Genomic DNA, 13,534 nt, shown 5'->3' with positions numbered 1-13,534 from the left:
CAGCGCATGGGGCGAGGACGACGCACCTTGGAACACCGCAGGCCAAAGCCTGCGCATTGTGCGCCGCTGACAGTTAGAACACCGCAGCAGCGAGAGGGTTGCGAAATTTTTTAAGATCGGACTGCTAGCGAGCGGCAAACAACTTCACCCTCCCTCGGGAAGGTTGTTCGTGTGCCACTGCTGGTTTACCGGTGGCTGCTTCCAGGAAGCCTGTCGCGGGCTATTGGATCTTCCTGCAGCACCGCCGGCCTGAAGTGAGCCAGCAGTGCCGTTGCAAGATGGTCGTGCCGAGAACACTGCTGGCTCTGGGCAAGCCGGCGGTGATTGTTAGACTCCAAGTGGGCTGCTACGGCTCATCGGGTGTCAATGCTCTATAAACCAGCAGTGGCACACGAGACCACTCTATGCAGCGTTTGCCGAGCCGATCGTCGGGTGGGTATACTCTATGCTTCAATCTCGAACGGGGTGAATACGAGCGGACGAAATGAGTGATGGGAAGCGGAGCAAGCTGAACGCATCGCTATTGGCACTAGGCCTTTTGAGCCTGGTGTTGGTGGTCGCGGTGTCGCTGCTCTTGTCTGGCGAAGCCGGCATGCTGCTCACTCGCAACACTATTCGGCTGTCCCTCGCCTGGTACGCCGCGGCGCTCTGCATGATGATGCGTTTGGACCGCCCTGGGTGGAGCGCCGAGTCGGCACTTGGCCAGGTCGCCCGCTGGAGTTGGACTTGGGCGTGGGTGGTGTTCATGATTCACGTCGCCATGGCGTTCCATTTTCACCATCACTGGTCGCACGCCGACGCGTTCAACCGAACCCGCGAAGTGAGCGGCGCCGGCGAGGGCATTTACGTTTCATATCTGTTCCTGCTGCTATGGGGCTTGGATGTGCTGTTCTGGTGGTGGCGGCCGCAGGCGTATGCCGCGCGGCCTCCGCTCGTGGGGCGGGCGCTGCACGCGTTCATGCTGTTCATCGTGTTCAATGGCATGGTGGTCTTCGAGACCGGCTTCATCCGTTGGGCAGGCGTGGCGATGTTCCTTCTGCTGCCGATCGTCTGGTGGACGTCGATGTATGCCACGGCAAACAGGCCGAGCCAGACCGCTTATGTTGGCATCACCACTCCGCCGCTCTGAACGCCCACTGTTTCGCTCACCAGATTCACGCCACGCACAAGAGGACCGCGACCATCACTGCTGAACCAAGTCCATCGGCCGAGTCCACGGCGCGCGTCCCGCTGCCACTTCCCTTCTACTACGGTTGGGTGATCGTCCCGGTCGCCGCGCTGGCCATGGTGGGCACGCTGCCGGGTCGCACGCAAGGCCTTGGGCTGATTACCGAGTCGCTGCTGGCCGACCTGTCGCTCACGCGCGGAGCGTATGCGACGATGAACTTCTGGGCGACCGTACTGGGCTCGCTGTTCTGTCTGCCAGTGGGCCGCGCGGTCGATCGCTTTGGCTCGCGACTAGTCATCGTTGTCGTGTCGGTCGGGTTGGGACTCACGGTCATCGCGATGAGCGGCTTGCAGTCATCCAGCGGCCTGCTGGTGCTGCTGTTGCTCACGCGTGCCTTGGGGCAGAGTGCGCTGTCGGTGGTGAGCATCTCGTTGGTGGGCAAGTGGTTCGACCGTAAAGTGAGTCTGGCGATGGGCACTTTCTCTGTGATGGTGGGCTTCTTGTTCGCCATTGCATTTGGCGCGGTGGGTTACGCGATTCGCGAGCAAGGTTGGCGAACCGCCTGGCAGGAGATCGGCCTGCTGCTGCTGTGCGGGCTGGCCCCGCTGGCGTGGTGGTTGGTTCGAGCCGATCCCAAACGCTGCGGCCTCGAAGGGGATCCCGCCGAGCCGACAAACTCGGGTCGCGACGCGCCGCAGCAGGTTCAGCAGGGCATGACACTGGCGGCCGCGCTCGCCGCGCCGGCGTTTTGGGCGTTTGCGCTGGCGACTTCGCTGTTTGGCCTCGCCGTGTCGGGCGTGGGGCTATTCAACGAGGCGATCCTCCGCGAACTCGGATTCGAAACCTCAACGTACCACGCCATCCTGGCTGGCACCGCGCTGATCGGATTGGTGAGTCAGATGTTTACGGGCTGGGCCGGCGGTCGCTGGTCGCTTCGCAGCCTGCTGGTGGTGGCCATGACACTGTACGGCACGGCCCTCGTGTGGCTGCCGCACGTTACGAGCCACACCGCGCTGTGGGCCAACGCGGTATTGATGGGCGCCGCGGGTGGCATCATCACGGTCGTGTTCTTCGCCATCTGGCCCGAACAATTCGGCCGCGCCCACCTCGGCCGCATCCAAGGCGCCGCGCAAATGCTCACGGTGCTCTCTTCGGCGATCGGCCCGGTGCTGTTCGCCCAGTCCTTCGAACAAACCGGCTCCTTCGCCCCTGCCCTGTACGGCTTGGCGGCCACGACGTTGGTCGCCGGCGTATTCACGGCGATGGTGCGGTTGCCGCGGGTGGATGCCGCAGCAGTTGGAGAGGGCTAGAGAGCAATACGCGTACTGCCGGGTCTTGAACGCCGCTTGTGGCGACACTTACAATCGGGTGCCACGCAATTGCTACTACTTGCTTCGCCTGATCCGACATGCGCCGCTCTCAACGTAAAACTGGTACTAAGGTTCGCAACGGGAAGGTGACTCGGAAGAATCGCACCGAGTTGTCGAACCACTACTCTCAAGTCAGGCAAGACAAGACAGTCATCGACCGCCTCCGACCTGGGGAGGGATACAAGCACTACTTGACGATCGCCGACGTCCGTCAGTTCATTGACATTCTGCCGGATTGGGACGCATTGTCGCGCGGACTCGATGCAATCATCCTCGACGAGGGTGGCGACGCGATGGGATGGCATTTCAACGGAATCGTGGCCATCTGTGCTTGGGAGAGGGAGCTAGTATCGGATTGGGACAACGACTTCATCGAGGATCACTCCGAGATCCTCGAACGCCTGGGCGTCACGTGGGAGCCGATGCCCGAAGATTCCAAAGCATCCTTTTGCTACTTCAGTGAATCGTCCATCAAGGGGTTCCAACTGATGCACATCTTGCTTCACGAACTGGGACACCATCACGATCGGATGAGCACTCGCAGCCAGATGGATTCGGCACGAGGCGAACCATACGCCGAAGCCTACGCCCTGAAGTACGCCGATGAGCTATGGGATGCTTACTTTCGGGTATTCAATTGGTGAGCGAGCCACTCGGGCCATCCGCGATTCCTGCCCAAGGTTGATGAAAGTAGTGTTGGATATCTCGCTTTAGGCTAGCCGGCGTTGCCGTTGTCGCTCAGCACACTACGCTTCGGCACAAGAAACCCAGCGGCCACCGCATTCAAAACACATGCAGCCGCGGCGAGAACCGAAATCCTCACGATCCAAGTCTTCACGTTGCCAATCTGCTGCATCTTGGCATGCATGTCGTAGCCCGTCGCCTCCGGGTTGGACGGATCTCGTAACGTTTCAAGCCTTTGCTCGTTGATGGCTTCGGCGAACACGAATTCGCGATAGGTGCTAAAGCAGTGCGCCTCGTAGATCGCTAGTGCGACCAATCCTAGGGCAATGAAGATGATTGCCGCGAGCAGGTTGAGGGTGATTGCAACTAGTTTCACAGTGGCCTCGATCTGTCAGTCTCCACTTGCACCTTCAACATAGGCGTGTGTGAGGGAGACGTTTTCATATACGGGCACAAACACAGCTTGCCATGGAGCATACGCGTCAGGGATTGCACGTGCTACGTACATATCCATAGAACTCACATGATCCAACGTAACGCGGTCGACACCAAACGTGCGGGCAATCTGCTGTCGAGTCAACGGAAACAACCGGAAATCTGCGGGTACTTCGGAGACGCCAGAAATATCCAGTGGGGAATGCGTGCCACTCGAAGACAAACATTGCATCGCACGGAGTTCGTCAATGGTTTTGACTCGATTCTCATGCATGCGCTCGATGCACCATGGAACGATGTTGTTTAACCCAATCTTGTTCGCTTGTGCAAGCAGCGGCTGAAGACCGTAATGTTCTACGATGTCCTCACGTTCCACATCGCCTACGTCGAAGAATTCGATTTCGTCGAGAAATTCGGATTCGACAATTGGAATCTGATACTTTCCTGCGACAAAGGCTTGCTGCTGAACCTTATGCAGCAAAGCCTTTGCCGTGCCGTCGAACTCTACCAAGTAGTTCCAACCAGATGCAGCCATAGATTCGGTCCGAATGACTTACTGCCAGGGCGAATAATCATCCGCGCAAATCCGCGGCTGATTCCGACTCTACAACTCCGTAATCGCCCCATAAGTCTCCGGCCGGCGGTCGCGGAAGAATTGCCACGTGTTCCTCACCTCGCGAATCATGTCGAGGTCCATGTCGGCGATCACGATGTCGTCTTCGGTACGTTTCTCGCTTTGGGCGATGAACTGGCCACGGGGGTCGCAGAAGTAGCTTTGGCCGTAGAATTCGCCGATCCGCCAGGGCTCTTCCCAGCCGGGGCGGTTGATCGCGCCGACGAAGTACTGGTTGGCGACCGCGTGGGCCGGTTGTTCGAGCTTCCACAGGTACTCGCTCAATCCGGCCACGGTGGCGGACGGATTGAAAACGATCTCCGCGCCGTTCAGGCCCAGGCACCGCGCGCCGTCGGGGAAGTGGCGGTCGTAGCAAATGTAAACGCCCACCTTGCCGACGCGGGTGTCGAACACGGGGTAACCGAGGTTGCCTGGCTTGAAGTAAAACTTCTCCCAGAAGCCCGGGTTGCAGTGCGGGATGTGGATTTTGCGGAACTTGCCCAGGTACTCGCCATCGGCGTCGATCACCGCGGCCGTGTTGTAGTACACGCCGGTGATGTCTTCCTCGTACATCGGCGCGACGATTACCATCTTGTGCTTCTTGGCCAGCTCTTGCATCAGCTTGGTGGTCGGCCCGTCGGGGATGCGTTCGGTGGTGTCGTACCACTTGCACTCCTGCTCAGCACAGAAGTACGGCCCGTAGAAGATCTCCTGCAGGCAGACGACTTGCGCGCCCTGGCTGGCCGCCTCTTCGATGAGGGCGACGTGCTTGTCGATCATGGCCTGCTTGATCTTCTCGACCGGCGACGTGGTGGGTTCGCACAAAGTGGCTTGAATCAAAGCACCGCGGACGGGGCGTGGCATGTGGTAGTTCCTCCAACTCGCCTGAGTGGTGTTGAAAAGTTGGCTAGTGCAGTGGGCGTGTGGCAACCAGCAACTTGGTTGCAGGCGGCCACTCGGTTATCCTAACGAAACCGAACCCCGCTTCCTACCAGCGCCAAGGAAAGTGCCATGAGCAGTGCTGCCGCCGTTGATGTTGTCCCCGTGCTATGTGGCGAGCGTTGGCAGACGCTGGATGCCGCCCGCACGACCGACGTCTACAACCCATCGACCGGGCAGGTGATCGCCCGCACTCCGCTGGCCACGTCCGCCGAGACCGCCGAGGTGGTCGAAACCGCGGCTGCCGCCCTACCCTCCTGGAGCGAGACTCCCGTAGTGGAGCGGGCGCGGGTGATGTTTCGCTATCGGATGCTGATGGAGCAGCACTTCGAGGAGCTGACCGCGCTAGTGACTCGCGAGCATGGCAAGACTTTGGCCGAGGCGCGGGCTGAGGTGAATCGCGGTGTGGAGATGGTGGAATTCGCCGCGGGCATCCCGAGCCTGCTGATGGGTGACGCGCTGCCGAACATCGCACCGGGCGTGGATGCCGAAGTGGTGAAGCACCCAGTTGGTGTGTGCGTGGGGATCACTCCGTACAACTTTCCGAACATGGTCCCGCTGTGGATGTTCCCGGTGGCGATTACGTGCGGCAACACGTTTGTGTTGAAGCCATCGGAGAAGGTGCCGCTATCGGCGGTGCGGCTCGGTGAGCTTCTGCTCGAAGCCGGTTTGCCGCCGGGCGTGTTCAACATCGTGCATGGCGACAAGGAGTGCGTCGACACGCTACTCTCTCATCCTAAGGTGGCGGCCGTGTCGTTCGTCGGCTCGACGCCGATCGCCAAGTACATTTACGAGACCGGTACGGCTCATGGAAAACGCGTGCAGTCGGCGGGCGGCGCGAAGAACCACCTGATCGTGATGCCGGATGCCGACATGGATCAAACGGTGAAGCAACTCGCCGCCAGCGCTTATGGTTGCGCGGGGCAACGCTGCATGGCCGGTAGCTTGACTGTGGCCGTGGGCGGCGCGGCCGATCCCGTTGTCAACGGACTTGTTGACTACGCGGGCAGCTTGCGCGTTGGTCCGAGCGACGGCAACGAAGATGTCGACATGGGCCCGGTGATTCGCGACGAACACCGCCAGCGAGTGGCCGAGTACCTCGACATCGCCACCGGCGAAGGCGCCACGGTGCCGCTCGATGGCCGGCGGGGTTTTGCCGGCGATGGGTTCTTGCTTGGCCCGAGCGTAGTCGACCAGGTGAAGCCCGGCATGCGGGTGGCCAAGGAGGAAATCTTCGGCCCGGTGCTGTCGGTGGCGCGGGTCGACTCGCTCGACGACGCCCTGGCGATGGGCGCGGACTGCGAGTTCGGCAACGGCGCGGTGATCTTCACCCGCAGTGGCTACGCTGCCCGCGAGTTCAAGCAGCACTTCAACGCGGGCATGATCGGCGTGAACGTCGGCGTGCCGGCCCCGATGGCGTGGCTGCCATTCACGGGGTGGAATCGCTCGTTCTTCGGCGACTTGCATATCCAAGGCACCGAGAGCATCCAGTTCTACACGCGACAGAAAGTGACGCTTACCCGCTGGCCGCAGGAGCATGAGTCGCACCACGATCCGGTTTGGAAAAGCGGACAACGATAGTCATTATCCCATCGACGACACTGGTTCACTTGCACCGCGCGGAGCCCTTATAATCGCCAGGTATTCCGCGGCCTGCGAAGCACTGCTTCCAACGGCCGACTGCTTGTGTCACTGGTCATGATGAGGACTCTGACGATGAAGGCTCGCCTTACGACTTGTCTGTGTGTTGTGCTTGCGTTTGCTACTCTCACGCCGAACGCCTGGTGCGAAACTCCCGCCGAGCGCGACGCTCGCATGCACTGGTGGCGCGATGCGAAGTTCGGCATGTTCATTCACTGGGGCGTCTACTCGGTTCCTGCAGGAACCTACAAGGACAAAAAAATCGGCGGCATTGGCGAGTGGATTATGCGCCGCGCAGAGATTCCGGTGGCCGAGTACCGGGCTTGCGCTGGCGACTTCAATCCCGTGAAGTACGATCCCGAAGCATGGGCCGCGCTGGCCAAGCAGGCGGGGATGCGATACGTGGTGATTACCTCCAAGCACCACGACGGCTTCGCGCTGTACGACTCGGCGGTGACTGACTGGGACATCGCCGACGCCACGCCGTACGGCAAGGACCTGCTGACTCCCTTGGCCAATGCGGTCCGTGGCGAGGGACTGAAGTTCGGGCTGTACTACTCGCAGGCGCAGGACTGGACGCATCCCGGCGGCGCCAAGGCGGGGCTTCAAGAAGGTCAGTCGTGGGACGAGGCCAACAAGGGCGACTTCGACGAGTACCTGCGCGCGATAGCGCTGCCGCAGACCAAAGAGATCCTAGCGAAGTTCCAGCCCGATGTGTTGTGGTGGGACACGCCGACGTGGATGAACGAGCAACGCGCGAAGCCGCTCCACGATGCACTGGCCGACTATCCCGACATCATCACCAACAATCGCCTGGGCGGCGGTTATCGTGGCGATACCGAAACCCCCGAGCAGCACATTCCCGCGACCGGCTACAAGGACCGCGACTGGGAAACGTGCATGACGATGAACGACACGTGGGGCTTCAAGAGCTACGACCACAACTGGAAGAGCACCAAAGTGCTGCTGCACAACCTGGTCGACATCGTCTCGAAGGGCGGCAACTATCTGTTGAACGTCGGTCCGACGAGCGAAGGCGAGATACCGCCCGAGTCGATTGCGCGGCTTGCGGAGATTGGCCAGTGGATGGACGTCAACGGCGACTCCATTTACGGCACCACCGCCAGCCCTTGCCGACGACCTGATTGGGGACGCATCACCAGCAAGCCCGGCAAGCTGTATTTGCACGTATTCGACTGGCCGAGCGATGGAAAGCTCGTCGTGCCGGTCGAGGTGGAAGCGACCGGCTGTGAGCTGCTGGCCGAATCGTCGCGAAAATTCGAAGTCTCCACCAGCGAAGCGGGCGTGGTGGTGCATTTGAAGGGCGAGCCGATCGACGCGATCGACACCGTGGTGGAACTCGACATCGTGGGTACGCCCAAAGAGATATTCCGCCGAATCAAGCCGGGCGCTGATGGCAAGCTGGTTCTGGCAGCCGACGACGCGGTGATCGAAGGCAACGCTCAAGTCGAGGCGATCGACAGCAAGTCGAACATCGGCTACTGGACCGACGCAGCCGACGTGATCGTTTGGCATTGCAAATCGGCCAAGGCCGGCAAGTATCGCATTTCGGCCGTAGTGGCCGCTCCGTCTCGCAGCAAACTGGTGGTTGCGGTGGGCGACGCCAAGGTCGACGTGGCAGTCAGCGCCACCCGCAGCTACCAGGATTTCGAAACTCAGGATTGGGGCGAAGTCGACCTGCGGAAAGCTGGCGATTTATCTGTCGAACTCAAACCCCGCTCCAGCCAGTGGCAGCCCATCAACCTCCGCAGTTTGACTCTCACGCCGGTTAAGTAACCGGCCGGGAATAAACGAGCCCGGGACTGCGAACCTCCGATGAGGAGCAGCGTCAAGGTGCGCTCGTGCGACGCCCATGCGCTCTCTTGGCGTGCCAATTGGCAAACCACGGAGGCGGTTTCTGTGTTTCCTGCGTTCAATCTCACCCTGGTGGTAAACCACGCCTGCAACCTGCGTTGCAACTACTGTTACACCGGTGCGAAGTTCCAGCGGGCCATGCCGCTGGCGGTTGGGTGTCGCGGTATCGACCGCGCCATCGCGTCGCTTGCACCTGCCGGAGTGTTGGAACTCGACTTCTTTGGTGGCGAGCCGCTGCTCGAAGCGGAAACCATCTGGGAGTGGATTTCCTACGCTCGAAGCCGCACGGAAGAAGCGGGTATGCAGCTTCGACTGGGGCTTACGACCAACGGCACCCTGTGCGGCGGAGCGGCGTGGACGGTGATGATGCACCCCAAGCTGGCCTTGCACGTAAGCTGCGATGGACTGCCCGAAGTGCACGACCTGAACCGCGTCGACCGGCGTGGGTTGGGAACTTCGGAACTGGTGCTGCATACCATTCGGCGCTTAATCGCCGCAGGGCAAGAGGTCCGCGCGGTGATGGTGGTGCGGCCGAACACGGTACAGCACTTCGCGGCCGGGTTGGAGATGTTGCACGCGATGGGTGTGTCCCACGTGACTCCGTCGCTCGACGTCTGGTCGAATTGGTCCGCCAGCGATGCCAAGGCACTTGCCAAGTCGATTGCCGAAGCGGCCGACGTGTGGGCGGAGCACCTGCCGGAGTTGGCGGTGAGCTGGTTCGACGAGAAAGCGGCCGCGCTGATTGATGCACCGAGCTCGGGCTGCACCGCGCGATGTGGATTTGGGCATGGGCAGGTGGCGATTGCTCCGTCGGGCAACTTGTACCCGTGTGAACGGCTGGTGGGCGAGGACCGCAGCGGCAACGCCGCTCGGCTGTTTGGCACAGCGCTCGATGGCGAGCACTTTCTGGATCTCGAGTCGCCCGACGGACCTTTGCACACCGGCTGCAGCGGTTGCGTGCTGCAGCCGCAGTGTTCGACCGTATGCCGCTGCAACAACTACATCCGCACGGGCGACGTTCGCCAACCGGATGGGCTGCTCTGCCTGTTCGACCAGGCTTGCTACCGAGAGACCCGACGCGTACTCGAGCGACTTTCCGCCGCGAGTCACGCATTGGCCACCTCCTGACAGCCACGAAAGGACTCTGCTATGGACTATCGCGATGACGAACGTGAATCCCGCGAAAGGGGCATCCACGACCCTATCGGCTTGCCGGACCCCAACGGACCGGTGATGCCGGTGACCAACCAGACGCCTCCCAGGTTCAGTTTGCGCCAGCTGTTGGCGGGAGTCGGCTTCGGGTGTGTCGGCCTCGCTTTGATTGTGCCCGCTCTTCAGTCCACCACCTGCGCCGGCGCGACGCGCTCGTCGCGACTCAAGTGGCAGAAGCAGCAAGCGCTCATCGATCAAGCCATAAGCGAGCAAGCGCCCGATGGCCAAGCCGAACAACACAACGACTGAAAGCCACCAGTGTTGGCGGTGCTTCTTCAAGCCGCGCGTGCTGTTTCGTGTCGCCCGCGATGCATTTGCCGTTGTCGGCGTAGTGCTGGTTCTCTATCACACGTGCTTCCACATGTCGCGCGTGGTGTCCGAGTCGATGGCGCCGACGCTGTGGGGCACCGATCATGTATCGGGCGACTTGGTGTTGACTGAAAAGGTCAGCTACCACTTTCGTACGCCCAAACGTTGGGAGATCGTCACGTTTCCGGGGCCAGGTGGCGTGCTGATGAAGCGAGTGGTCGGCCTGCCGGGCGAGACGGTATCGCTGAATAGCGACCGCGAGTTGATGATCGACGGCAAGGTGCTCCCGCGCCCGAGGGATTTGGCGGACATCAAGTACTATCCCTACGGGAACCTGCGTCGTGGCAGCGAATTCGTGTGCGAGGGGGGCTACTACGTGCTGGGCGACGACTCTCGCGACTCGGACGACAGCCGCTTCAACGGCGTGATTCCGGCAGAGCTGATTATCGGCCGGTCGTGGGCGGTGCTTGCACCGCAAGAGCACCGCCGCTGGGTGACGCCACAATAGTACTGGCGTGCGGAAGTATCCGAACAGACGGAGTTCGGTAGCCGATTTCTCGCCCCTTCTCTCCCCCACTTCTGCTACGATGCGAAGATAGCTTGTTCTTTGCTTCCGTTATTCGAGGAGTCGGGCCGTGTTTCGTGGTTGCATCGCAGTATCTCTTTGTTTCTTGGCCGCGAGTGCAATCGCTAGCGACCGGCCGAACATTCTGTGGCTGAGCATCGAGGACGCTTCGTGTCATCTCGGCTGTTACGACGACGAGCATGCGCGAACACCCAATCTGGATGAGTTCGCCAACGAGAGCGTACTGTACGAGAACGCGTTCGTCTGCGCTCCGGTTTGTGCGCCGTGCCGATCGAGCATCATCACCGGCGTCTACCCCACGTCGTTGGGCACGCATAACATGCGTTCGACGGTGAAGTTGCCGCCCGAGATTCGGCCCTTCACCACGTACCTGCGCGACGCGGGATACTACTGCACTAACAACAGCAAGCAGGATTACCAGTTCAAGACGCCCAAGGGCACCTGGGACGATTCGAGTGGTAAGGCTCACTGGAAAAATCGGAAAGACGATCAGCCGTTCTTCGCGGTGTTTAATTTCACGGGCACCCACGAAAGCGCCACAAGGGGCGATCAGCCAAAGTACGACCGGGTGATTTCGGTGCTCAGCAAGGACGAGTTGCACGACCCTGCCGCGCTCGAACTACCCCCCTACTACCCCAACACGCCGAAGGTTCGCCAGGACTGGGCCCGCTACTACAACTGCATGACCGCCATGGACAAGTGGGCAGCCGAGAAACTCAAGGAACTGGACGAAGCGGGGCTGGCCGACGACACGATCGTGTTCTTCTGGAGCGACCACGGAGTCGGACTGCCTCGCGGCAAACGTTGGCTGTACGACTCGGGAATCCAGGTGCCGCTTATCGTGCGCATCCCGGAGAAGTGGCAGAAGAAGCTCGGTGACAAGGGTCCGTCGATGGACGCGGGGACTCGGACCGATGAATTGGTTTCGCTGATTGATCTTCCCGAAACCGTTTTGAATCTCGCGGGAGTTGCGATTCCGACTTACATGCAAGGGCGCGCGTTTTTAGGAACGAACCTCACGCCCGAGCGAGAGTACATCTACGCCGCCCGCGACCGGATGGACGAGCGCTACGACATGAGCCGCTGCGTGCGGACCAAGCGGTACAAGTACATTCGCAACTACATGCCATGGCGACCGTGGACGCAGTGGCTGAACTACGCCGAACAGTGCGGGACAATGCAGGAACTGCGGCGGTTGAAGGCGGAGGGGAAGCTTAGCGATGAGCAGTTGTTGTGGATGGCGGACGTGAAGCCGGTTGACGAATTGTACGATCTGGATGAGGATCCGCATGAATTGGTGAATCTGTTTGCATCCACCGAAAGGCCCGAGAATGATGAAACGAAGTCTCTGCAAGGGCACCTATTGTTCTGCGAGCGGGCTTATCGCGACTTGGGAATATTACCGGAGAGCGAATTCGCAACTTTGGAAACGAAGTGCGGGTCCCGTTATGGTTGGTTCTTCCAATCTCCGATCTTTCCGATAAATGAACTTAGCACGCGTTCGTACACCATAAGCGCTCTCGGATTTTCGTGTGCTTTCCCCGCCTATAAGATGAAAGACCGCGTTTCTTTTCTAGAACGCGATATATCATTGCCGCAACCCGAGAACCGATATTGGTCCGCCTATGGTGTCGGCCGCCCGAGCGCTCCACCCGGCGAAGGAGGTCCACATGCACCTAGTGCTGGGCTCGCTCATGAGTTACTTGAAGAGGCATTACTGGATCGCAAAGATTCAGTTCGGATCGCGGCAGCCGAAATGCTCACACTGTCTCATCGACAGACCGAATATATACCCTTCCTCCTCGACGCCCTCGAAAACGCCGAATCCCCCTGGGACCGACTTCAGGCGGCCAACGTGATCGACCTGCTGCCGGACTTCGACGAGCACGCCGACGAGATTCGGCCGGTCGTCCAGCGCGTGCAGAAGAAGCTGCAGGACGAAATGAAAACAGGCCCCGCCGCTGAGCGGCAGGGCCTGGGGTATGTGGAGCGTTGTGTCATTCGCTTCAACGATCGGTTGAAGTCGGACTAGGCGTGTTGCTTCTTGCCGCCGCCGCGAGATAGTTCGTATGCCAGCAGCGTGCCTACGACCACGAAGACTAGCTGCAGCACGTCGAGCTTCTGCTTGGGGGTGTCTTTGGGGTCGGCCTCGAGCTTCTTGAAGTCGACCGGCTTGGGCGGCTGGGCGGGCTCGGTAGCTTCGTCATCCGCAGGCTCGTCATCGGCCACATCGTCGGCAGCTGCCTCGTCGGCAGGCTCTTCGTCGCTGGGCTCACCGGTGGTGTCCTCCGCTCCGGTCTCTGCGGGCTCGGTGGTTTCGTCGTCCGGCTCGGTGGCCGTCTCGTCGGTTTCCGATTCTTCGGCCTGGTCTGCTTTGTCTTGGTCCCGGGGCGGCGCAGTTGGCTTCGATTGATAGGCTTCCAAGCTGCGTTGGCGAGTTAATTTCGCCGAGGTCATGCTGGCGCCAAAAATGGCCGCCAAGGCGATAAACGCCACCAGCCCGGCACGGATGAAACTGCCTTGCCGCATGCCATCGCCGGCCATGATGCGAGCGCCCAAGCCAGTGAGCAGGCCAACAACCAGCGCAAACCAGATCGCCTCGTTGCCCATGGAACTTTCCAAGCCAATTTGGGCTGCCACGCCAACCAGTCCGCCCACAACGGCGCCAATGAGTGAAGGGCCGAGTTTCATGTTCGAGTCTC

At 60.6% G+C, this 13,534-nt stretch carries 13 protein-coding genes; 9 read left to right on the top strand and 4 right to left on the bottom strand.

From position 1 onward, the window contains the following. The first annotated feature begins 484 nt into the window (after positions 1-484). The 3 genes from ACQK2L_RS14455 to ACQK2L_RS14445 all read left to right on the top strand — a co-directional run bounded on the left by ACQK2L_RS14455 (position 485) and on the right by ACQK2L_RS14445 (position 3,182). Positions 485-1,129 (top strand): hypothetical protein, encoded by a 645-nt coding sequence (locus tag ACQK2L_RS14455; protein ID WP_425397731.1) that lies wholly within the window; start codon positions 485-487, stop codon positions 1,127-1,129. Beyond that, positions 1,054-2,478, top strand: a complete 1,425-nt coding sequence (locus tag ACQK2L_RS14450; protein WP_425397730.1) for an MFS transporter — start codon at positions 1,054-1,056, stop codon at positions 2,476-2,478. The genes ACQK2L_RS14455 and ACQK2L_RS14450 overlap by 76 nt, the downstream gene beginning before the upstream one ends. Positions 2,479-2,624: 146 nt before the next feature. Further along, positions 2,625-3,182: a hypothetical protein gene (locus tag ACQK2L_RS14445; protein WP_425397729.1), complete on the top strand. Its 558-nt coding sequence runs from the start codon at positions 2,625-2,627 to the stop codon at positions 3,180-3,182. 71 nt (positions 3,183-3,253) lie between these two features. Here ACQK2L_RS14445 and ACQK2L_RS14440 read toward each other — a convergent pair whose 3' ends face one another. The 3 genes from ACQK2L_RS14440 to ACQK2L_RS14430 form a co-directional block, all read right to left on the bottom strand. Further along, a complete protein-coding gene (locus ACQK2L_RS14440) occupies positions 3,254-3,598 on the bottom strand; it encodes a hypothetical protein (protein WP_425397728.1) in 345 nt (114 codons plus the stop codon). Positions 3,599-3,613: 15 nt separating this feature from the next. Next, positions 3,614-4,192: a hypothetical protein gene (locus ACQK2L_RS14435; protein WP_425397727.1), complete on the bottom strand. Its 579-nt coding sequence runs from the start codon at positions 4,190-4,192 to the stop codon at positions 3,614-3,616. A gap of 69 nt (positions 4,193-4,261) precedes the next feature. Then, positions 4,262-5,134, bottom strand: coding sequence for a nitrilase-related carbon-nitrogen hydrolase (locus ACQK2L_RS14430; RefSeq protein WP_425397726.1), 873 nt, complete (start codon positions 5,132-5,134; stop codon positions 4,262-4,264). Between the two features lie 147 nt (positions 5,135-5,281). Here ACQK2L_RS14430 and ACQK2L_RS14425 point away from each other — a divergent pair, with 147 nt between their 5' ends. The 6 genes from ACQK2L_RS14425 (at position 5,282) to ACQK2L_RS14400 (ending at position 12,864) form a co-directional block, all read left to right on the top strand. Beyond that, positions 5,282-6,790 (top strand): CoA-acylating methylmalonate-semialdehyde dehydrogenase, encoded by a 1,509-nt coding sequence (locus tag ACQK2L_RS14425; RefSeq protein ID WP_425397725.1) that lies wholly within the window; start codon positions 5,282-5,284, stop codon positions 6,788-6,790. Between the two features lie 135 nt (positions 6,791-6,925). Beyond that, the gene (locus ACQK2L_RS14420) at positions 6,926-8,647 is read left to right on the top strand and encodes an alpha-L-fucosidase (RefSeq protein WP_425397724.1); all 1,722 of its coding nucleotides are present in this window, start codon (positions 6,926-6,928) and stop codon (positions 8,645-8,647) included. Positions 8,648-8,770: 123 nt separating this feature from the next. Then, on the top strand, positions 8,771-9,853 hold the full coding sequence (locus ACQK2L_RS14415) for a radical SAM protein (RefSeq protein ID WP_425397723.1): 1,083 nt from the start codon (positions 8,771-8,773) through the stop codon (positions 9,851-9,853). 21 nt (positions 9,854-9,874) lie between these two features. Further along, positions 9,875-10,186, top strand: coding sequence for a hypothetical protein (locus ACQK2L_RS14410; RefSeq protein WP_425397722.1), 312 nt, complete (start codon positions 9,875-9,877; stop codon positions 10,184-10,186). Further along, entirely contained in the window at positions 10,158-10,754 is a 597-nt protein-coding gene (gene lepB, locus ACQK2L_RS14405; RefSeq protein WP_425397721.1) for a signal peptidase I, read from the top strand. The genes ACQK2L_RS14410 and lepB overlap by 29 nt, the downstream gene beginning before the upstream one ends. A 127-nt stretch (positions 10,755-10,881) precedes the next feature. Beyond that, complete coding sequence (locus tag ACQK2L_RS14400; protein ID WP_425397720.1) at positions 10,882-12,864, top strand: sulfatase family protein; 1,983 nt, start codon at positions 10,882-10,884, stop codon at positions 12,862-12,864. Here ACQK2L_RS14400 and ACQK2L_RS14395 read toward each other — a convergent pair. Then, positions 12,861-13,523 carry a hypothetical protein gene (locus ACQK2L_RS14395; RefSeq protein ID WP_425397719.1) on the bottom strand — a complete coding sequence of 221 codons (663 nt, stop codon included), beginning with the start codon at positions 13,521-13,523 and terminating at the stop codon, positions 12,861-12,863. The two genes, ACQK2L_RS14400 and ACQK2L_RS14395, sit on opposite strands and share 4 nt — an antisense overlap. Positions 13,524-13,534: the final 11 nt, after the last annotated feature.

This window comes from Aeoliella sp. (genome assembly GCF_965227375.1).
GTDB lineage: Bacteria > Planctomycetota > Planctomycetia > Pirellulales > Lacipirellulaceae > Aeoliella.
This window is presented reverse-complemented; position numbering and strand designations above follow the sequence as displayed.

Coding starts and splice junctions, on each gene's coding strand:
- ACQK2L_RS14455 (WP_425397731.1), top strand. CDS start 485: ATGAGTGATGGGAAGCGGAGCAAGCTGAACGCATCGCTATTGGCACTA.
- ACQK2L_RS14435 (WP_425397727.1), bottom strand. CDS start 4,192: ATGGCTGCATCTGGTTGGAACTACTTGGTAGAGTTCGACGGCACGGCA.
- ACQK2L_RS14430 (WP_425397726.1), bottom strand. CDS start 5,134: ATGCCACGCCCCGTCCGCGGTGCTTTGATTCAAGCCACTTTGTGCGAA.
- ACQK2L_RS14425 (WP_425397725.1), top strand. CDS start 5,282: ATGAGCAGTGCTGCCGCCGTTGATGTTGTCCCCGTGCTATGTGGCGAG.
- ACQK2L_RS14420 (WP_425397724.1), top strand. CDS start 6,926: ATGAAGGCTCGCCTTACGACTTGTCTGTGTGTTGTGCTTGCGTTTGCT.
- ACQK2L_RS14410 (WP_425397722.1), top strand. CDS start 9,875: ATGGACTATCGCGATGACGAACGTGAATCCCGCGAAAGGGGCATCCAC.
- lepB (WP_425397721.1), top strand. CDS start 10,158: ATGGCCAAGCCGAACAACACAACGACTGAAAGCCACCAGTGTTGGCGG.
- ACQK2L_RS14395 (WP_425397719.1), bottom strand. CDS start 13,523: ATGAAACTCGGCCCTTCACTCATTGGCGCCGTTGTGGGCGGACTGGTT.